The organism is Pseudomonas sp. (genome assembly GCF_051660785.1).
Lineage (GTDB): Bacteria > Pseudomonadota > Gammaproteobacteria > Pseudomonadales > Pseudomonadaceae > Aquipseudomonas.
Genome location: NZ_JBOFQE010000075.1, coordinates 1 through 18,646, shown reverse-complemented (window position 1 = coordinate 18,646; position 18,646 = coordinate 1). Strand labels below are relative to the sequence as shown.

Sequence of the window (18,646 nt, the reverse complement as noted above, 5' to 3'; positions counted from 1 at the left end):
GATGGGACCTCGGTTCAGATAAATCTCAGTCGGTGACAACATTCTTATTATTGAAATGCGATCCACTGTGGGAGCGAGCCTGCTCGCGATGGCGGTATGACTGGCAACAAGGATGTTGAATGTTATGGCCTCATCGCGAGCAGGCTCGCTCCCACAGGGTTTGGCGTCTATCTCGGGATTCGGGTCAGAACGAATCACCCGGCACGCGCACGAAGCCTTCCATCAACACCCGCGCACTGCGGCTCATGATGGCTTTGTTCACGGTCCACTCACCGTTCACCTGACTGGCCTCGGCACCCACGCGCAACGTGCCGGACGGATGCCCGAAGCGCACGGCATTGCGTTCGATACCGCCCGCTGCGAGGTTCACCAACGTCCCGGAAATCGCCGCTGCCGTACCAATGGCCACCGCCGCCGTGCCCATCATCGCGTGGTGCAATTTGCCCATCGACAGCGCGCGCACCAGCAGGTCGACATCACCCGCCGTAACGGTTTTTCCGCTGGACGACACGTAGTCCGCTGGCTTGGCCACAAAGGCCACCTTCGGCGTGTGCTGACGCTTGGCCGCTTCGTCCAGGTCCTTGATCAGACCCATGCGTAACGCGCCGTAAGCACGGATGGTCTCGAACATCAGCAAGGCTTTCGGATCGCCATTGATCGCGCCCTGCAACTCGGTGCCGGTGTAACCGATGTCTTCGGCGTTGATGAAAATCGTCGGGATGCCGGCATTGATCATGGTCGCCTTGAAGGTGCCGACGCCGGGCACTTCCAGGTCATCCACGAGGTTGCCGGTGGGGAACATCGAACCACCGCCGCCCTCTTCTTCCGCGGCCGGGTCCATGAATTCGACCTGCACTTCAGCGGCAGGAAAGGTCACGCCGTCGAGTTCGAAATCACCGGTTTCCTGCACTTCACCGTTGGTGATCGGTACGTGGGCGATGATGGTCTTGCCGATGTTCGCTTGCCACACGCGCACCACGGCAATGCCGTTGTGCGGAATGCGGCTGGCATCGACCAGACCGTTGCTGATGGCGAACGAACCGACCGCCGCCGACAGGTTGCCGCAGTTGCCGCTCCAGTCGACGAAAGGCTTGTCGATGGACACCTGACCGAACAGGTAATCGACGTCGTGATCAGCCTTGGTGCTTTTCGACAGGATCACGGTTTTGCTGGTGCTGGAGGTCGCGCCGCCCATGCCGTCGATTTGTTTGTCGTACGGGTCGGGGCTGCCGATCACGCGCAGCAACAAGGCATCGCGTGCGGGTCCGGGAACCTGCGCCGCTTCGGGCAGGTCTTTCAGGCTGAAGAACACGCCTTTGCTGGTGCCGCCACGCATGTAGGTTGCGGGGATTTTGATTTGCGGTGCGTGAGCCATGGGTGCTCCTTCATAGCGGGCAAGGGACTTGGAATCCCTTGCCCGCACATCGTGTTTTAGACGGCGACTGCCGATTCTTCGAGGAAGTCCTGCGCGAAGCGCTGCAACACGCCACCGGCCTCATAGATCGACACTTCTTCGGCGGTGTCGAGGCGGCAGGTCACCGGCACTTCGACGCGTTCACCGTTCTTGCGGTTGATCACCAACGTCAGTTCGGCGCGCGGCGTACGCTCACCGATCACGTCATAAGTTTCGCTGCCGTCGATGGCCAAGGTGTGGCGGTCGGTGCCCGGTTTGAACTCCAGCGGCAACACGCCCATGCCCACCAGGTTGGTGCGGTGGATGCGCTCGAAACCTTCGGCGGCAATCGCTTCCACACCGGCCAGACGCACGCCCTTCGCCGCCCAGTCGCGGGACGAACCCTGACCGTAGTCGGCGCCGGCAATGATGATCAGCGGCTGCTTGCGTTCCATGTAGGTTTCGATGGCTTCCCACATGCGCATGACCTGGCCTTCCGGCTCGACGCGAGCCAGCGAACCCTGCTTGACCTTGCCGTTTTCCTGGACCATTTCGTTGAACAGTTTCGGGTTGGCGAAGGTGGCACGTTGCGCGGTCAGGTGGTCACCGCGGTGCGTGGCGTAAGAGTTGAAGTCCTCTTCCGGCAGGCCCATTTTCGCCAGGTATTCACCAGCGGCGCTGTCGAGCATGATCGCGTTCGACGGCGACAGGTGATCGGTGGTGATGTTGTCCGGCAGCACCGCCAGTGGGCGCATGCCCTTGAGCGGACGCGCGCCGGCCAGCGCGCCTTCCCAGTACGGCGGACGGCGGATGTAGGTGCTCATCTCGCGCCAGTCGTACAGCGGCGTCACTTTCGGGCCGGTGTCTTCGTGGATGGCGAACATCGGGATGTAGACCTGACGGAACTGCTCTGGCTTCACCGAGGCTTTCACCACCGCGTCGATTTCTTCGTCGCTCGGCCAGATGTCTTTCAGGCGGATTTCCTTGCCGTCTGCATCCAGGCCCAGCACGTCTTTTTCGATGTCGAAACGGATGGTACCGGCGATGGCGTAAGCGACCACCAGCGGCGGCGAAGCCAGGAAAGCGTTCTTGGCGTACGGGTGAATCCGGCCGTCGAAGTTGCGGTTACCGGACAAAACGGCAGTGGCGTACAGGTCACGGTCGATGATCTCTTGCTGGATCACCGGATCCAGTGCGCCGGACATGCCGTTGCAGGTGGTGCAGGCGAAGGCCACGACACCAAAACCGAGTTGCTCGAGTTCGTCGGTCAGGCCCGCTTCGTCTAAGTACAGCGCCACGGTTTTCGAGCCCGGCGCCAAGGACGATTTGACCCACGGCTTGCGGGTCAGCCCGAGTTTGTTCGCGTTGCGCGCCAGCAGGCCGGCGGCAATCACGTTGCGCGGGTTGCTGGTGTTGGTGCAACTGGTGATGGCGGCGATGATCACCGCGCCGTCCGGCATTTGGCCCGGTACGTCATCCCACTGACCGGAGATGCCTTTGGCGGCCAGATCCGACACCGCCACACGGGCGTGCGGGTTGCTCGGACCGGCCATGTTGCGCACCACCGAGGACAGATCAAACGTCAAGCCGCGCTCGTATTGCGCACCTTTCAGGCTGTCAGCCCACAGGCCAGTAGTCTTGGCGTAGTTCTCGACCAACTGCACTTGCTCGTCTTCACGGCCGGTGAGTTTGAGGTAGTCGATGGTTTGCTGGTCGATGTAGAACATCGCCGCCGTGGCGCCGTATTCCGGTGCCATGTTGGAGATGGTGGCGCGGTCGCCGAGGGTCAGCGCGGCGGCGCCTTCGCCAAAGAATTCCAGCCATGCGCCGACGACTTTTTGCTGACGCAGGAACTCGGTCAACGCCAGCACCATGTCAGTAGCGGTGATGCCCGGCTGTAGCTTGCCGGTCAGTTCAACGCCAACGCTTTCCGGCAGACGCATCCACGACGCGCGGCCGAGCATTACGCTCTCAGCTTCAAGACCACCAACACCGATGGCAATCACGCCCAGCGCATCGACGTGCGGCGTGTGGCTGTCGGTGCCGACGCAAGTGTCAGGAAACGCGACGCCGTCGCGCACCTGGATCACCGGAGACATTTTCTCCAGGTTGATCTGGTGCATGATGCCGTTGCCCGGCGGGATCACATCAACGTTCTTGAAGGCCTTTTTGGTCCAGTTAATGAAGTGGAAACGGTCTTCGTTGCGACGGTCTTCGATGGCGCGGTTCTTCTCGAACGCTTCCGGGTCGAAACCACCGCGCTCGACGGCCAGGGAGTGGTCGACGATCAATTGCGTCGGCACCACCGGGTTCACTTGCGCCGGGTCGCCACCTTGCAGGGCGATGGCGTCACGCAGGCCGGCGAGGTCGACCAGCGCGGTCTGGCCGAGGATGTCGTGGCACACCACGCGGGCCGGGAACCAGGGGAAATCGAGGTCGCGTTTGCGCTCGATGAATTGCTTCAGGGATTCGGTGAGCGTGGCCGGGTCGCAGCGACGCACGAGGTTTTCTGCCAGCACGCGGGAGGTGTACGGCAGAGTGTCGTAGGCGCCGGGCTGGATGGCTTCGACAGCCGCACGGACGTCGAAGTAATCCAGATGGCTGCCGGGCAGCGGTTTGCGAAATTCAGTGTTCATCGTCAGGACTCGGTCACGGTAATAACAAAGGGTGGGGCCTGGCACAGCTCCTGAAGTGAACACAATCCACTGTAGGAGCGAGCCTGCTCGCGATGACTGAGTCATATCCGACATTGATGTCGATTGACCCACCGCTATCGCGAGCAGGCTCGCTCCTACAGGGATCTGCGTAGAGTTCAGATCCCGGTGCAGGCCCACACCATTCAGCGTTGTTCGATTGGCACGAACTTGCGCTGTTCGACGCCGACGTACTCGGCGCTCGGGCGGATGATGCGGTTGTTGGCACGTTGTTCGAACACATGCGCTGCCCAGCCGGTCAGGCGCGAGCAGACGAAGATCGGTGTGAACAACTTGGTCGGAATGCCCATGAAGTGGTACGTCGACGCGTGGTAGAAGTCGGCGTTCGGGAACAGTTTTTTCTGTTCCCACATGGTCTTGTCGATGGCTTCGGAAACCGGGAACAACACGGTGTCGCCCACTTCGTCAGCGAGTTTTTTCGACCAGCCCTTGATCACTTCGTTGCGCGGATCGTTGTCCTTATAGATCGCGTGGCCGAAGCCCATGATCTTGTCCTTGCGCTCGAGCATGCCGAGGGTGCCTTTGATTGCCTCTTCAGGCGACTTGAAGCGCTCGATCATTTCCATCGCTGCTTCGTTGGCACCGCCGTGCAGCGGACCGCGCAGCGAACCGATGGCGGCTGTAACGCAGGAGAACATGTCCGACAGCGTCGAGGCGCAAACCCGTGCAGTGAAGGTCGAGGCGTTGAACTCGTGTTCCGCGTAGAGGATCAGCGAAACGTTCATCACCTTGACGTGCAATTCGCTTGGCTTCTTGTCGTGCAGCAAGTGCAGGAAGTGGCCGCCGATGGATTGTTCGTCGCTCACGCAACTGATGCGCTTGCCGTCGTGGCTGAAGCGATACCAGTAGGTCATGATCGCCGGGAACGCGGCCAGCAGGCGGTCGGTCACGTCGTGTTGTTCGGAGAAGTCTTTCTCCGGTTCGATGTTGCCCAGGAACGAGCAACCGGTGCGCATCACGTCCATCGGGTGGGCGTCGGCGGGGATGCGTTCCAGCACTTCTTTCAGCGCTTGCGGCAGGTCGCGCAGCTTGCCCAGTTTGCTGATGTAAGCGGCGAGTTGCGCCTTGGTCGGCAGTTCGCCGTAAAGCAGCAGGTAAGCCACTTCTTCGAATTGTGCGTCAGCCGCCAGTTCGCGAACGTCGTAGCCGCGATAGGTCAGGCCTGCGCCCGACTGGCCCACGGTGGACAGAGCGGTTTGCCCGGCAACCTGGCCACGGAGCCCGGCGCCACTGAGTACTTTTGCTTCGGCCATTGCTGTCTCCAGTTTTTTCTTGAATTTGTCAGGGAATCCGCAATTTCTACACGGTTATGTTTTTTCGTAGCAGCTGCCGAGCAGCGCGAGGCTGCGTTCGGCTGCAAAGCAGTCGTAAATCCTGCAAACACGGTTGCCCGATATTGCGAGTCCTTCGGCCTCGAACGCAGCCTCGCGCTGCTCGGCAGCTGCTACATAAATCTCTACTTCTTCGCCGCAAACAACGCATCGAGTTTCTGCTCGAAGGTGTGGTAGTCGATGCGGTCGTAAAGCTCCATGCGGGTCTGCATGGTGTCGATGACGTTCTGCTGCGTGCCGTCGCGGCGGATCGCGGTGTAGACGTTTTCCGCTGCCTTGTTCATCGCGCGGAATGCGGACAATGGGTATAGCACCAGCGAGACGTCGGCACCGGCGAGCTGCTCGGTGGTGTACAGCGGCGTCGCGCCGAATTCGGTGATGTTGGCCAGGATCGGCGCTTTCACGCGGCTGGCGAACAGCTTGTACATGTCCAGTTCGGTGATGGCTTCCGGGAAGATCATGTCGGCGCCAGCCTCGATGCACGCCGCGGCGCGATCCAGCGCAGATTCCAGACCTTCCACGGCCAGGGCGTCGGTGCGGGCCATGATCACGAAGCTGTCATCGGTGCGCGCATCAACCGCAGCCTTGATCCGGTCGACCATTTCCTGCAGCGACACGATCTCTTTATTAGGACGGTGACCGCAGCGCTTGGCGCCGACCTGGTCTTCGATATGAATCGCCGCCGCGCCGAACTTGATCATCGATTTGACGGTACGCGCGACGTTGAACGCCGAGGAACCGAAACCGGTGTCCACGTCCACCAGCAGCGGCAGGTCGCACACGTCGGTGATGCGACGAACGTCGGTCAGCACGTCATCCAGGCCGGTGATGCCCAGGTCCGGCACGCCGAGGGAGCCGGCAGCCACCCCGCCACCCGACAGATAAATAGCCTTGAAACCGGCGCGCTTGGCCAGCAACGCGTGGTTGGCGTTGATTGCGCCGACCACTTGCAGCGGATGTTCGCTGGCGACCGCATCGCGGAAACGCTGGCCTGGAGTGCTCTTGTTGGAACTCATGACTCACCTCGTTCAGTGGCTGTCTGGTTAGCGCCGTCCTGGTAATGACGGGCGATATTGCGTTTGGAAGCGCCGATGTGGCGGCGCATCAACAACTCGGCCAGCTCACCGTCACGGTCGGCGATGGCGTCGAGAATTCGGTGGTGCTCGGCAAAGGCCTGGTGCGGGCGATTGGGCGTGGTGGAAAACTGGATGCGGTACATGCGCACCAGCTGATACAGCTCGCCGCAGAGCATTTGCGTCAGGGTGCGGTTGCCGCTGCCCTGGATGATCCGGTAGTGGAAGTCGAAGTCGCCTTCCTGCTGGTAATAGCCTCGGCCCGCCTGAAACGCCTCATCCCGCTCGTGGGTTTCGAGGACCCGGCGCAGTTCGTCGATTTCTTCGAGCGTCATGCGCTCGGCCGCAAGACGGCAGGCCATGCCTTCAAGGGATTCGCGGATCTCGTAGAGCTCCAGCAGCTCGGCGTGGCTCAGCGAAACCACCCGCGCCCCGACGTGCGGCACACGCACCAGCAAGCGCTGGCCTTCCAGACGATGGATCGCCTCGCGCAGCGGTCCGCGGCTGATGCCATAGGTACGGGCCAGTTCCGGCTCGGAGATCTTGCTGCCCGGGGCGATCTCGCCTTTGACGATAGCCGCCTGAATACGGCGGAAGACGTTTTCGGACAGCGTCTCCGACTCGTCTTGCGTTATCACCGGGGGATCGAGTTGATCCAGCATATTGTCGACACCTTGAAAGCCAATGCCGCAAAAACTAGCGAAAACAGGCGCAACAGTCAAAGAATAAATAGATAGTGTCGACAATCGTCTAATAACCGACTGCACCACAACGAAGCAGCCCCTCTGTTTATAGCCGCCCGCCAGCGGTGGCGCCATAAACCCACCGTGCTAGAATGCCGCCCGCATTTGTTTGTGACATCTGCACGGCTTGTCATAAATAGTTGATAGGCATACGAGGGAGCTTGCGCAGCAATGCCAGGGCCTTGAATCGAAGTACGGACCGCTGCGCACCAGGATTTATGAGACTCAAGCCCTTCCCCACCTTCCTTTATCTTCTTTGCCTGCCCGGTTTCGCCGCGGCGGGGGAAAAGACCGTGTACGGCCTCAACGAGTACGCTTCGCTGAATGGCATCGACCTGGAAGTCGCCGCCAAACTCGACACCGGGGCGAAAACAGCGTCCTTGAGTGCCCGCGACATCAAACGCTTCAAACGCAATGGCGAGTCGTGGGTGCGCTTCTATCTGGCCATCGACGCCGCGCATTCGCACCCTATCGAACGGCCACTGGCCCGCGTCAGCAAGATCAAGCGCCGTGCGGGCGACTACGACCCGGACGAAGGCAAGAAGTACACCGCCCGTCCGGTGATCGAGCTGGATATCTGCATGGGTTCGGCTTTACGCAGCATTGAAGTGAACCTAACTGACCGAAGTGCCTTCCAATACCCGCTCTTGATTGGCTCCGAAGCGCTGAAACGCTTCGACGCGCTGGTCGACCCCAGTCTTAAATACGCTGCTGGCAAACCCGCCTGCGCCACCGACGCACATACCGCAGAGTAATTCCAATGCGCTCTCTTACCCTCCACCTGAAACTGCTGATCGCCATCCTGGTGGTGCTGGGCATTTCAGTTACGGCCTATCAGATTTTCGTGCTCGGTATTCCCGTGACCGAAGACGCCACCGACGACTTGTGGAACATCGACGCCAAGGTCGAGTTCGTCGCCAGTGCCAAAGACCCGGTCAAGATCCAGATGTTCGTGCCGCCGCTGAGCCGCGATTACGTCAGCCTCAATGAGAGCTTCATTTCCAACAACTATGGCGTGGCCGTGAACCGCGTCGACGGCAACCGCAAGGTGACCTGGTCGGCACGTCGGGCCAAGGGCAATCAAACGCTTTATTACCGCCTGGTGCTGACCAAGCGCTACACCGGCGAGAAATCCAAGGTCAAAGGTCCAACCTTCCGCGACAGCATTGCCGTCGAAGGCGCGGAAAAAGTCGCCGCCGAGGCCCTGCTCGCCCCGATCCGCCAACACTCGGCCGACGTCGAAACCTTCATCGGCGAAGCCATCAAGCGTGTCAACAATCTCAACGACGACAACGTGAAGCTGTTGCTGGGCGGCGATCCGTCCCCCGGCCACAAGGCGAAAATCGTCGAGCTGGTGCTGTCCATCGCCCACGTGCCGGTAGAAAAGGTCCACACCATCCGCCTGGTGGCCGACCAGCCGCAACTGCCGGAACTCTGGCTGCGCAGCTTCAACGGCACCGACTGGCTGTACTTCAACCCGGAGACCGGCGAACAGGGCCTGCCGACCGACCGCCTGCTGTGGTGGACCGGTGACGAAAACCTGATCACCGTCGATGGCGGCAAGAAAGCCAACGTGACGTTCAGCCTGAACAACAGCGAAATGAACGCGATTCGCCTGGCCAAGCTGACCGACGAAAACACCGACGCCAACTTCCTCGAATACTCGCTGTACGGTTTGCCGCTGCAAACCCAGCAGACGTTCATGATCATGGTGATGATCCCGATCGGCGTGCTGGTGATCCTGATCCTGCGCAACCTGATCGGCTTGCAGACCCTCGGCACCTTTACCCCGGTGCTGATCGCCCTCGCCTTCCGCGAAACCCAGCTCGGCTTCGGCATCGTGTTGTTTACGGTGATCACGGCGCTGGGGCTGTCGCTGCGCTCCTACCTTGAACACTTGAAGTTGCAGATGCTGCCGAGGCTGTCGGTGGTGCTGACGTTTGTGGTGGTGCTGATCGCGGCGATCAGCCTGTTCAGTCATAAACTCGGGCTGGAACGCGGGCTGTCGGTGGCGCTGTTCCCGATGGTGATTCTGACCATGACCATCGAGCGCCTGTCGATCACCTGGGAAGAACGCGGCTCCGGGCATGCGATGAAAGTGGCGATCGGCACGCTGTTCGCCGCCTCCCTGGCGCACCTAATCATGAGCGTGCCGGAGCTGGTGTACTTCGTGTTCACCTTCCCGGCGATCCTGCTGATCCTGGTGGGCTTCATGCTGGCGATGGGTCGTTATCGCGGTTACCGCCTGACCGAACTGGTTCGCTTCAAGGCTTTCCTGAAGAAGGCTGACGCCTGATGTTCGGCTTCTGGAAGACCTGGAAGGCCCTGGAAGCCCGGGGCATCATGGGGATCAATCGGCGTAACGCAGACTACGTGCTCAAGTACAACAAGCGCAGTCTGTACCCGATTGTCGATGACAAGATCATCACCAAGGAACGCGCGATCAAGGCCGGCATTCATGTGCCGGAACTGTATGGCGTGATTTCCACCGAGAAGGAAATCGACAAGCTCGGCGAGATCATCGGTGGGCGCAGCGACTTCGTGATCAAACCGGCCCAGGGCGCCGGCGGTGACGGCATCATTGTGGTTGCCGACCGTTTCGAGGGCCGTTATCGCACGGTGTCCGGCAAGATCATCGGCCATGAGGAACTCGAGCACCATATCTCGAGCATCCTCACCGGCCTGTATTCCCTGGGCGGTCACCGTGACCGCGCACTGATCGAGTACCGGGTGATCCCGGACCAGATCTTCAAAAGCATCAGCTATGAAGGCGTGCCGGACATTCGCATCATCGTGCTCATGGGCTACCCGGTGATGGCCATGCTGCGCTTGCCGACGCGCCAGTCCGGCGGCAAGGCCAACCTGCACCAGGGCGCCATCGGTGTCGGCGTCGACCTCGCGACCGGGCAGACCCTGCGCGGCACCTGGCTGAACAACATCATCACCAAACACCCGGACACCACCAATGCGGTAGACGGCGTGCAGCTGCCCTACTGGGACGGCTTCATGAAACTCGCTGCCGGGTGCTATGAACTGTGCGGGCTGGGTTACATCGGTGTCGACATGGTGCTCGACCAGGAAAAGGGCCCGCTGATTCTTGAGCTAAATGCCCGGCCCGGGTTGAACATTCAGATTGCCAATGACTGCGGGCTGACGCTGCGCACGCATGCGGTCGAAGCGCGGTTGGAAGAGTTGAAAGCGCGCGGGATCACTGAGACGGTGCGCGAACGAGTGGAGTTTGTTCAGGAGATGTTTGGGCATATTCCTGCGGTTGAGGGTTGACCTGTGGCGAGGGGATTTATCCCCGTTGGGCAGCGAAGCGGCCCCAAAAAACAGGCCTGCTGCGCAGTCCAACGGGGATAAATCCCCTCGCCACAGGTCTCCTGCAAGCCGCTCCCAATCTGCCAATCCCCGACATCCCCTCTAGGAGCAACTCCTGCAGAGGACTACAATCGCCACCCCCGCCTCGATGGCTGATCTGCCCCGCCCATGTTGACCTGTTCCGTACACCCGCTGCCCTACCGCGCCAACCCCGCCGAGTACTTCGCGGCGATTCGTCATGCCCCCGGTGCCGTGCTGCTCGACAGCGGTCGGCCAACCGCTGATCGCGGGCGTTATGACCTGCTCAGCGCCTGGCCGCTGGAGCAGTTGGCAGTGCTGCCGGACGAGAGCGGCCTGCATTTCCTGCAACGCCTTCGCGACAATCTGGCCCGACTCGGCGACGCGGCCGTTCCTGATGAGCTGCCGTTCGCCGGTGGCCTGATCGGTTACCTGAGTTATGACTTCGGACGCCATCTGGAACATCTGCCGAACCAGGCGCAGGACGACCTGCAACTGCCTGACGCGCGCTTCGGTCTGTACGACTGGGCGCTGCTCAGCGATCACCAACTGAGCACAACTCAGTTGGTCTTCCACCCGTCCATGGTCGACAGCGAGCGCCAGCGCCTGATCGCCTTGTTCAGTCAGCCGGCGGTGGAACCGATCGAGCCGTTTAAACTGAAAGCGCCGATGAAGGCCGATTTGAGTGCCGATGGATATCGCCACGCCCTGGAACGCATTCAGCAATACATTCAGGCCGGCGACTGCTACCAGGTCAACTTCGCCCAGCGCTTTAGAGCTGAATGCCAAGGCGATCCGTGGGCCGCGTACGTCGCGCTGCGAGCCGCGTGCCCAACGCCGTTTTCCGGCTTCCAGAGCCTGCCCGACGGCGACGCTGTGTTGAGCCTGTCTCCTGAGCGCTTCGTCAAAGTCAGCGAACGTCATGTGGAAACCCGCCCGATAAAAGGCACCCGCCCTCGCGGACTGACCGCTGCCGAAGATGCGGCAAACGCCGCCGAACTGCTGGCCAGCCCCAAGGACCGCGCGGAAAACCTGATGATCGTCGACCTGCTGCGCAACGACCTCGGCCGCACCTGCCGCATCGGTTCGGTGCGGGTGCCGGAGTTGTTCAGTCTGGAAAGCTATCCGAATGTGCATCACCTGGTGAGCAGCGTGACCGGCGAACTGGCGGATGACCGCGACGCACTGGACCTGATCGCCGGCAGTTTTCCGGGTGGCTCGATTACCGGTGCACCGAAGATTCGGGCCATGCAGATCATCGACGAACTGGAGCCGACCCGGCGCGGGTTGTACTGCGGCTCGTTGCTGTACCTGGACGTGCGCGGCGAGATGGACAGCTCCATCGCGATTCGCAGCTTGCTGGTCAAGGATGGGCAGGTGTGCTGCTGGGGCGGCGGCGGGATTGTCGCGGACTCGGAGTGGCAGGCCGAGTATCAAGAGTCGATCACCAAGGTGAAGGTGCTGCTCGATACCCTGCAAAACCTCTAGCTTTTGTGGCGATGGAGCTTGCTCCCGCTCGACTGCGCACACGTTCTTCCTGACGATGCGCGGTATCTGGTTTTGGGGGCGCTTCGCGCCCCAGCGGGAGCAAGCTCCCTCGCCACAGGTATCGGTTTTACAAAGTCAGGGCGCGGTTGGAAGCCTTGATGAACTCCTGCTTCAAATCCTCAAAGCTGTGCACCGCCGGAAATTGCGGAAACTCGCGAATCACGTTATCCGGCGCATGAAACAGAATCCCCGCATCCGCCTCGCCCAGCATGGTGGTGTCGTTGTACGAATCCCCCGCCGCAATCACCCGGTAGTACAGGCTCTTGAACGCCAGGACCGACTGCCGCTTCGGATCTTTCTGACGCAACTGATAGCTCGTCACCCGCCCGGAATCGTCGGTAATCAGGCGATGGCACAGCAAGGTCGGGAAACCCAGCTGGCGCATCAGCGGCTGGGAAAATTCGTAGAAAGTGTCGGAAAGAATCACCACCTGAAACCGCTCGCGCAGCCAGTCGACAAACTCGATGGCGCCATCCAGTGGCTTTAGCGTGGCGATCACTTCCTGAATGTCGGTGAGTTTCAAGCCGTGCTCGTCGAGAATCCGCAGACGCTGCTTCATCAGCACGTCGTAGTCGGGAATGTCCCGGGTCGTCGCCCTCAGGGATTCAATACCGGTTTTTTCAGCGAACGCGATCCAGATTTCCGGGACCAGCACACCTTCGAGATCCAGACAGGCAATTTCCACAAGACACTCCCATTTGTATTGATTATTGAGTCGAGCGAGTAAAAGGACTGCCGAACTCTAGCGACTCAGGCTGCCCCGTGCAACGCAGAGGGAGCGCCCGCCGCCGCAGGATTTTGTTACCATCAGCCCCATATAGAGCGCCAAGCGCCACCGACCTGTAGGAAGCCGCCCTGATGAGCCCATCGTTCGATGTCGTGGAACTCGCCACGACCTATGCCAACAAATCCGCCCAGGACATCCTGAAACTTGCGTTTGCCGAGTTTGGCGATGACCTGTGGATATCTTTCAGCGGCGCCGAAGACGTGGTGCTGGTGGACATGGCCTGGAAGCTGAACAAGAACGTCAAGGTGTTCAGCCTCGACACCGGTCGCTTGCATCCAGAGACCTACCGCTTCATCGATCAGGTGCGCGAGCACTACAAGATCGACATCGAACTGGTGTCGCCGGACTACACGAAACTTGAACCATTCGTGAAGGAAAAAGGCCTGTTCAGTTTCTACAAGGACGGCCATGGCGAGTGCTGCGGCATCCGCAAGATCGAGCCGTTGCGCCGCAAGCTGTCCGGCGTGAGCGCCTGGGCTACCGGCCAGCGTCGGGACCAGAGCCCAGGCACTCGCAGTGCCGTTGCGGTAATGGAAATCGACACCGCGTTTTCCACTCCGGAACGCACCCTGTACAAGTTCAACCCGCTGGCGCAGATGACCAGCGAAGAGATCTGGGGTTACATCCGCATGCTCGAGCTGCCGTACAACAGCCTGCATGAACGCGGCTTCATCAGCATTGGCTGCGAACCGTGCACCCGTCCGGTGCTGCCGAACCAGCATGAACGTGAAGGCCGCTGGTGGTGGGAAGAAGCGACGCAGAAAGAATGTGGGTTGCATGCGGGGAATATCATCAGTAAATCCAAGGCGTAATCCCCTGCCCTGTGAATTCCCCTGTAGAGCGAGCCTGCTCGCGATGACGGACTGACATTCAACATTGATGTCGACTGCCACAACGCTATCGCGAGCAGGCTCACTCCCACAGGTTTTGTGTGCGACCTTATAAATGTGTACACACGAATGTCACCATAGGTGCCATTTGTGTGTGCACTTTTAGTTTCTACGCCCCAAAAAGTTACATCCTCCTTTCCTGACTTCCTCAGTCGCCCTTTGCCACATACTCCACCGAAAAATAAATACCTGTTCAATCGGTCAATTTATATCGCCTTTTTTTCAGTCACTTATCTCACCTCGATAACAAATCGAAATTAGCACCCACTTTCATAGGCCTGTAACTGGCATGGATCTGGCTTAAGTGCATACATGTTTTGTATACAATCACCTCAAAACATACACACACTTTAGATCCGCAAGCCTGAAGCGCCCTATCCCGTACAGGCTGCAGATGCCCCGTAACCAATGATGCTTGTTGCCCGCGACGAAGATTTGTCGAGCCCACGCTCATGCACAGTCATCGCGACGCCAAGCTCGGAGCCTGCCGGAATGCGTACTAGCCTCTCCAATAACAACATCGCGCTGGATCTGCCCTCCTTATCACCCACCCCGCACGACCAAACGTTTCAAGAACCCGTGGTGCTCAGCCCGCGCCTGCACAACAAGGACCTGGCGCCGACCAAAGCCGAAGGTAGACGCTGGGGCCGCTACAGCATCTTTGCCCTGTGGACCAACGACGTTCACAACATCGCCAACTACTCCTTCGCCATCGGGTTGTATGCGTTGGGTTTGGGGGGCTGGCAGATTCTGTTGTCCCTGGGGATCGGTGCGGCGCTGGTGTATTGCTTCATGAACCTCTCCGGCTACATGGGGCAAAAGACCGGCGTGCCGTTTCCTGTCATCAGCCGGATCAGTTTCGGTATCCATGGGGCACAAATTCCTGCATTGATCCGCGCCGTTATCGCCATCGCCTGGTTCGGTATTCAGACGTACCTGGCGTCGGTGGTGTTTCGCGTGTTGCTGACGGCGGTGCACCCCGGCTTCGCCGACTACGCCCACGACTCGATCCTTGGCCTGTCGAGCCTGGGCTGGGTGTGCTTCGTGGCGATCTGGCTGGTGCAACTGGGCATCCTCGCCTATGGCATGGAAATGGTGCGGCGCTATGAAGCGTTCGCCGGCCCGGTGATTCTGCTGACCGTCGCCGCCCTCGCCGCCTGGATGTACACCCAGGCCAACGCAACCATCGCCTGGTCGATTCGCGAACCGCTGACCGGTGGCGAGATGTGGCGCAACATCTTTGCCGGTGGTGCGTTGTGGCTGGCGATCTACGGCACATTGATCCTCAACTTCTGCGACTTCGCCCGCTCCTCGCCGTGCCGCAAAACCATCAAGGTCGGAAATTTCTGGGGCCTGCCGGTGAATATTCTGGTGTTCGCGGCCATCACGGTCCTGCTCTGCGGTGCGCAGTTCCAGATCAATGGCCGGATCATCGAAAGCCCGACTGAAATCATCGCGTCGATCCCCAACACCTTCTTCCTGGTGCTTGGCTGCCTGGCCTTCCTGATCGTCACCGTGGCGGTGAACATCATGGCCAACTTCGTCGCCCCGGCCTTCGTGCTCAGCAACCTGGCGCCCAAGTACCTGACTTTCCGCCGTGCCGGGCTGATCAGCGCGACCATTGCGGTGCTGATTCTGCCGTGGAACCTCTACAACAGCCCATTGGTGATCGTGTATTTCCTGTCCGGTCTTGGTGCCCTGCTTGGCCCCTTGTACGGCGTGATCATGGTCGACTACTGGCTTGTACGAAAAGGCCAGATCAACGTGCCGCAGTTGTACAGCGAAGACCCCAACGGCGCTTATTACTACAGCCGCGGGGTCAATTTACGCGCCGTAGCGGCGTTCATTCCTGCGGCGCTGATCGCCATCGTGCTGGCGCTGGTGCCAGGTTTCCACGCCGTATCGCCCTTCTCCTGGCTGATTGGTGCCGGGATTGCCGGGATGCTCTACCTGATCATCGCCAAGCGGCAGCCCCATTACGCCGACGTCAGCGGTGAAAGCATCGCGGTCGACAACGTCAGCCACTAACTCACTGGCGGCCCGGCAGCGTCGGGTCGCGGAACCACCCGCAATAAGGACTTCCCATGCGAATTCTCGTGGTCAACGTCAACACCACCGAATCCATCACCCAGGCCATCGCCCGTTCCGCACAAGCCGTGGCCGCGCCAGGTACCGAAATCATCGGCCTGACGCCCTACTTCGGCGCCGATTCCATCGAAGGCAATTTCGAAAGCTACCTGGCCGCCATCGCGGTGATGGATCGGGTGATGGCTTACGATCAACCCTTCGATGCCGTGATCCAGGCCGGTTATGGCGAGCACGGTCGCGAAGGCTTGCAGGAATTGCTCAACGTGCCGGTGGTGGACATCACCGATGCGGCGGCCAGCACGGCGATGTTTCTTGGTCATGCCTATTCGGTGGTCACCACCCTGGACCGCACCGTGCCGTTGATCGAGGATCGGCTGAAACTGTCCGGGCTGTGGGACCGCTGCGCGTCGGTGCGGGCCAGTGGCCTGGCAGTGCTGGAGCTGGAATCCGATCCGCAACGGGCGCTGGAGGCGATTGTTCGTCAGGCAGAACTGGCGGTGCTGGAGGACAAGGCTGAGGTGATTTGCCTGGGCTGCGGCGGCATGGCCGGGCTGGATGAACAGATTCGGCAGCGCACTGGCGTGCCGGTGGTGGATGGTGTGACGGCGGCGGTGACGATTGCCGAGTCGTTGGTGCGGTTGGGGTTGTCGACTTCCAAGGTGCGGACTTATGCGACGCCGCGGCCCAAGAAAATCATTGGCTGGCCGGGACGGTTTGGCAGATAGACCGAGGTGCGGCCATCGCGAGCAGGCTCGCTCCCACAGGGAATTTGTGAACGACATAAATCCAATGTGGGAGCGAGCCTGCTCGCGATGAACGATTACTCGGTCTCAAGCCAACTCAAACCGCACTGAACCTCTGCCCCAACCCCTGCTCCGCAAACTGCTCAATAATGAAATCCACAAACACCCGGGTCTTGCCCGGCAGCAGTTTGTGTTCCGCGTAATAGATAGAAATGTTGCCGTCGTCGACATACCAGTCCGGCAACACCCGTTGCAACGTCCCGGCCTCCAGATATCCTGCCGCAAACGGCATGCTCACCAATGCAATGCCCAACCCCTGGGCGGCTGTCGCGCACGCCGCCTCCGAATCGCTCATGGTCATTCGCGCCTTGAGCGTCAGCGGGTTGTGTTGCTGAGTGCGACTGGTCAACTGCCAGGAACGCACACGGCCGGTTTGCGGGGAGCGGATCAGAATGCCGTCGTGGTCCTTGAGTTGATCGGGCTCGATGATCACAGCCCGCATCGCCAGATACTCGGCTGACGCTACCAACACCCGATGCGCCGGTGTCAGCTTGCGCGCCACCACGCCTTGCGGCAGTTCAAATCCCCCACCAATCGCTGCATCGAAACCCTGAGCAATCAGATCGACCTGACGGTTATCGAAATGCCAGTCCGGGTTGATCGCCGGAAATCGCCGTAGAAACTCGCCGAGCAACGGCACGATGTACAAACGCCCGAACACCGTGCCCATGCTGACTTTCAGCGTCCCCGCCGGTCGACCCTCAGCGCTGGCCAGATTGGCCACGGCATTCTGGATCGTGTGAAGACTGGAACTCACTTCGCCGAGAAACAGATGACCGGCCTCCGTCAGCGTCAGGCTGCGCGTGCTGCGCTGGAACAGCCGCACACCCAGCCTCGCCTCAAGCTTTGCGACACTTTTACCCACCGCTGCCGGGGTCAGACTCAAGCGTCGCGCAGCTTCGGCGAAGCTGCCGACCTCGGCGCTGCGCACGAAGCATTCGATACTGCTGAAGGTTTCCATAAGCGCCACTATAAACTTTTGGTTTACACAGACTATCGCAATTACCGTCTACTCAGCGTGCAATCCTGAATCGATACTAGGCTCCATCAACCGAGACATTTCGCCTCGGGACTTCGGAGATCGATATGACTACTCAGAACCTCAGCGGTAAAGTGGCTTTGATTCAAGGCGGGTCCCGCGGCATCGGCGCAGCCATTGTCAAACGCCTGGCCGCTGAAGGCGCGACTGTTGCCTTCACCTACGTCAGCTCCACGGCCAAAGCCGAAGCCTTGCAAGACAGCATCACCGGCAATGGCGGTAAAGCCCTCGCCATCAAGGCTGACAGCGCCGACGCCGAGGCCATTCGCAGCGCCGTGACCGCCACCGTAGAAGCCTTTGGTCGCCTGGACATCCTGGTCAACAACGCTGGCGTGCTGGCTGTTGCACCGCTGGAAGATTTCAAACTGGAAGATTTCGACCAGACCTTGGCCATCAACGTGCGCAGCGTGTTCATCGCCACCCAGGCTGCCGCCAGACACATGACCGAAGGCAGTCGCATCATCAACATCGGCAGCACCAACGCCGATCGCATGCCCTTCGCCGGTGGCGGTCCGTACGCCATGAGCAAAGCGGCACTCGTCGGTCTGACCAAAGGCCTGGCCCGCGACCTTGGCCCACGCGGCATCACCATCAACAACGTGCAACCAGGCCCGGTCGACACTGACATGAACCCGGCCAGTGGTGACTTCGCCGAAAGCCTGATCCCGCTGATGGCGGTGGGGCGTTACGGCACTGCCGAAGAAATCGCCAGCTTCGTCGCCTACCTGGCAGGGCCGGAAGCCGGTTACATCACCGGGGCGAGCCTGGCCATCGACGGTGGTTTTGGCGCCTGATCTGTTAAACGCAATCCAAAAAAATGTGGGAGCGAGCCTGCTCGCGAAGACGGAATATCAGTCGACATCAATGTTGCCTGACACACCGCCTTCGCGAGCAGGCT

15 protein-coding genes are annotated in these 18,646 nt (G+C 60.3%); 8 read left to right on the top strand and 7 right to left on the bottom strand.

Annotated features, from left to right (window positions below; genetic code table 11):
• Positions 1–184 precede the first annotated feature (184 nt).
• From prpF to ACRC4F_RS19735, 5 genes are all read right to left on the bottom strand, one after another.
• Positions 185–1,375, bottom strand: a complete 1,191-nt coding sequence (gene prpF / locus ACRC4F_RS19755; protein ID WP_438660848.1) for a 2-methylaconitate cis-trans isomerase PrpF — start codon at positions 1,373–1,375, stop codon at positions 185–187.
• A 56-nt stretch (positions 1,376–1,431) separates the two neighbouring features.
• A complete protein-coding gene (gene acnD, locus ACRC4F_RS19750) occupies positions 1,432–4,029 on the bottom strand; it encodes a Fe/S-dependent 2-methylisocitrate dehydratase AcnD (protein ID WP_438660847.1) in 2,598 nt (865 codons plus the stop codon).
• Between the two features lie 203 nt (positions 4,030–4,232).
• Positions 4,233–5,360: a bifunctional 2-methylcitrate synthase/citrate synthase gene (gene prpC, locus ACRC4F_RS19745; RefSeq protein WP_438660846.1), complete on the bottom strand. Its 1,128-nt coding sequence runs from the start codon at positions 5,358–5,360 to the stop codon at positions 4,233–4,235.
• 203 nt (positions 5,361–5,563) lie between these two features.
• Positions 5,564–6,454, bottom strand: coding sequence for a methylisocitrate lyase (gene prpB / locus ACRC4F_RS19740; RefSeq protein ID WP_438660845.1), 891 nt, complete (start codon positions 6,452–6,454; stop codon positions 5,564–5,566).
• Positions 6,451–7,170 carry a GntR family transcriptional regulator gene (locus ACRC4F_RS19735; RefSeq protein ID WP_438660980.1) on the bottom strand — a complete coding sequence of 240 codons (720 nt, stop codon included), beginning with the start codon at positions 7,168–7,170 and terminating at the stop codon, positions 6,451–6,453. The genes prpB and ACRC4F_RS19735 overlap by 4 nt, the downstream gene beginning before the upstream one ends.
• A 302-nt stretch (positions 7,171–7,472) precedes the next feature.
• Here ACRC4F_RS19735 and ACRC4F_RS19730 point away from each other — a divergent pair, with 302 nt between their 5' ends.
• From ACRC4F_RS19730 to pabB, 4 genes are all read left to right on the top strand, one after another.
• Positions 7,473–8,009 (top strand): retropepsin-like aspartic peptidase RloA, encoded by a 537-nt coding sequence (locus ACRC4F_RS19730; RefSeq protein ID WP_438660844.1) that lies wholly within the window; start codon positions 7,473–7,475, stop codon positions 8,007–8,009.
• Between the two features lie 5 nt (positions 8,010–8,014).
• Entirely contained in the window at positions 8,015–9,550 is a 1,536-nt protein-coding gene (locus ACRC4F_RS19725; protein WP_438660843.1) for an osmotic stress tolerance membrane protein RloB, read from the top strand.
• Entirely contained in the window at positions 9,550–10,536 is a 987-nt protein-coding gene (locus tag ACRC4F_RS19720; RefSeq protein WP_438660842.1) for an alpha-L-glutamate ligase-like protein, read from the top strand. The genes ACRC4F_RS19725 and ACRC4F_RS19720 overlap by 1 nt, the downstream gene beginning before the upstream one ends.
• A gap of 207 nt (positions 10,537–10,743) precedes the next feature.
• Positions 10,744–12,081, top strand: a complete 1,338-nt coding sequence (pabB, locus tag ACRC4F_RS19715; protein WP_438660841.1) for an aminodeoxychorismate synthase component I — start codon at positions 10,744–10,746, stop codon at positions 12,079–12,081.
• 127 nt (positions 12,082–12,208) lie between these two features.
• Here the strand turns inward: pabB and thrH are convergent, their stop codons facing one another.
• A complete protein-coding gene (gene thrH / locus ACRC4F_RS19710) occupies positions 12,209–12,826 on the bottom strand; it encodes a bifunctional phosphoserine phosphatase/homoserine phosphotransferase ThrH (RefSeq protein WP_438660840.1) in 618 nt (205 codons plus the stop codon).
• 173 nt (positions 12,827–12,999) lie between these two features.
• On the opposite strand from thrH, the gene ACRC4F_RS19705 reads away from it, so the two are divergent.
• The 3 genes from ACRC4F_RS19705 to ACRC4F_RS19695 all read left to right on the top strand — a co-directional run bounded on the left by ACRC4F_RS19705 (position 13,000) and on the right by ACRC4F_RS19695 (position 16,631).
• The gene (locus ACRC4F_RS19705; protein WP_010456562.1) at positions 13,000–13,740 is read left to right on the top strand and encodes a phosphoadenylyl-sulfate reductase; all 741 of its coding nucleotides are present in this window, start codon (positions 13,000–13,002) and stop codon (positions 13,738–13,740) included.
• 570 nt (positions 13,741–14,310) lie between these two features.
• Positions 14,311–15,846, top strand: coding sequence for an NCS1 family nucleobase:cation symporter-1 (locus ACRC4F_RS19700; RefSeq protein ID WP_438660839.1), 1,536 nt, complete (start codon positions 14,311–14,313; stop codon positions 15,844–15,846).
• Positions 15,847–15,902: 56 nt separating this feature from the next.
• On the top strand, positions 15,903–16,631 hold the full coding sequence (locus ACRC4F_RS19695) for an aspartate/glutamate racemase family protein (protein WP_438660838.1): 729 nt from the start codon (positions 15,903–15,905) through the stop codon (positions 16,629–16,631).
• 115 nt (positions 16,632–16,746) lie between these two features.
• Here ACRC4F_RS19695 and ACRC4F_RS19690 read toward each other — a convergent pair whose 3' ends face one another.
• A complete protein-coding gene (locus ACRC4F_RS19690) occupies positions 16,747–17,670 on the bottom strand; it encodes a LysR family transcriptional regulator (RefSeq protein WP_438660837.1) in 924 nt (307 codons plus the stop codon).
• A 125-nt stretch (positions 17,671–17,795) separates the two neighbouring features.
• On the opposite strand from ACRC4F_RS19690, the gene ACRC4F_RS19685 reads away from it, so the two are divergent.
• The gene (locus ACRC4F_RS19685; protein ID WP_438660836.1) at positions 17,796–18,542 is read left to right on the top strand and encodes a 3-oxoacyl-ACP reductase family protein; all 747 of its coding nucleotides are present in this window, start codon (positions 17,796–17,798) and stop codon (positions 18,540–18,542) included.
• Positions 18,543–18,646 lie beyond the last annotated feature (104 nt).

Bases quoted from the DNA above. Each gene is read 5' to 3' on its own strand.
- prpF (WP_438660848.1), bottom strand. From the start codon at position 1,375: ATGGCTCACGCACCGCAAATCAAAATCCCCGCAACCTACATGCGTGGC.
- acnD (WP_438660847.1), bottom strand. From the start codon at position 4,029: ATGAACACTGAATTTCGCAAACCGCTGCCCGGCAGCCATCTGGATTAC.
- prpC (WP_438660846.1), bottom strand. From the start codon at position 5,360: ATGGCCGAAGCAAAAGTACTCAGTGGCGCCGGGCTCCGTGGCCAGGTT.
- prpB (WP_438660845.1), bottom strand. From the start codon at position 6,454: ATGAGTTCCAACAAGAGCACTCCAGGCCAGCGTTTCCGCGATGCGGTC.
- ACRC4F_RS19730 (WP_438660844.1), top strand. From the start codon at position 7,473: ATGAGACTCAAGCCCTTCCCCACCTTCCTTTATCTTCTTTGCCTGCCC.
- ACRC4F_RS19725 (WP_438660843.1), top strand. From the start codon at position 8,015: ATGCGCTCTCTTACCCTCCACCTGAAACTGCTGATCGCCATCCTGGTG.
- ACRC4F_RS19720 (WP_438660842.1), top strand. From the start codon at position 9,550: ATGTTCGGCTTCTGGAAGACCTGGAAGGCCCTGGAAGCCCGGGGCATC.
- pabB (WP_438660841.1), top strand. From the start codon at position 10,744: ATGTTGACCTGTTCCGTACACCCGCTGCCCTACCGCGCCAACCCCGCC.
- ACRC4F_RS19705 (WP_010456562.1), top strand. From the start codon at position 13,000: ATGAGCCCATCGTTCGATGTCGTGGAACTCGCCACGACCTATGCCAAC.
- ACRC4F_RS19700 (WP_438660839.1), top strand. From the start codon at position 14,311: ATGCGTACTAGCCTCTCCAATAACAACATCGCGCTGGATCTGCCCTCC.
- ACRC4F_RS19695 (WP_438660838.1), top strand. From the start codon at position 15,903: ATGCGAATTCTCGTGGTCAACGTCAACACCACCGAATCCATCACCCAG.
- ACRC4F_RS19690 (WP_438660837.1), bottom strand. From the start codon at position 17,670: ATGGAAACCTTCAGCAGTATCGAATGCTTCGTGCGCAGCGCCGAGGTC.
- ACRC4F_RS19685 (WP_438660836.1), top strand. From the start codon at position 17,796: ATGACTACTCAGAACCTCAGCGGTAAAGTGGCTTTGATTCAAGGCGGG.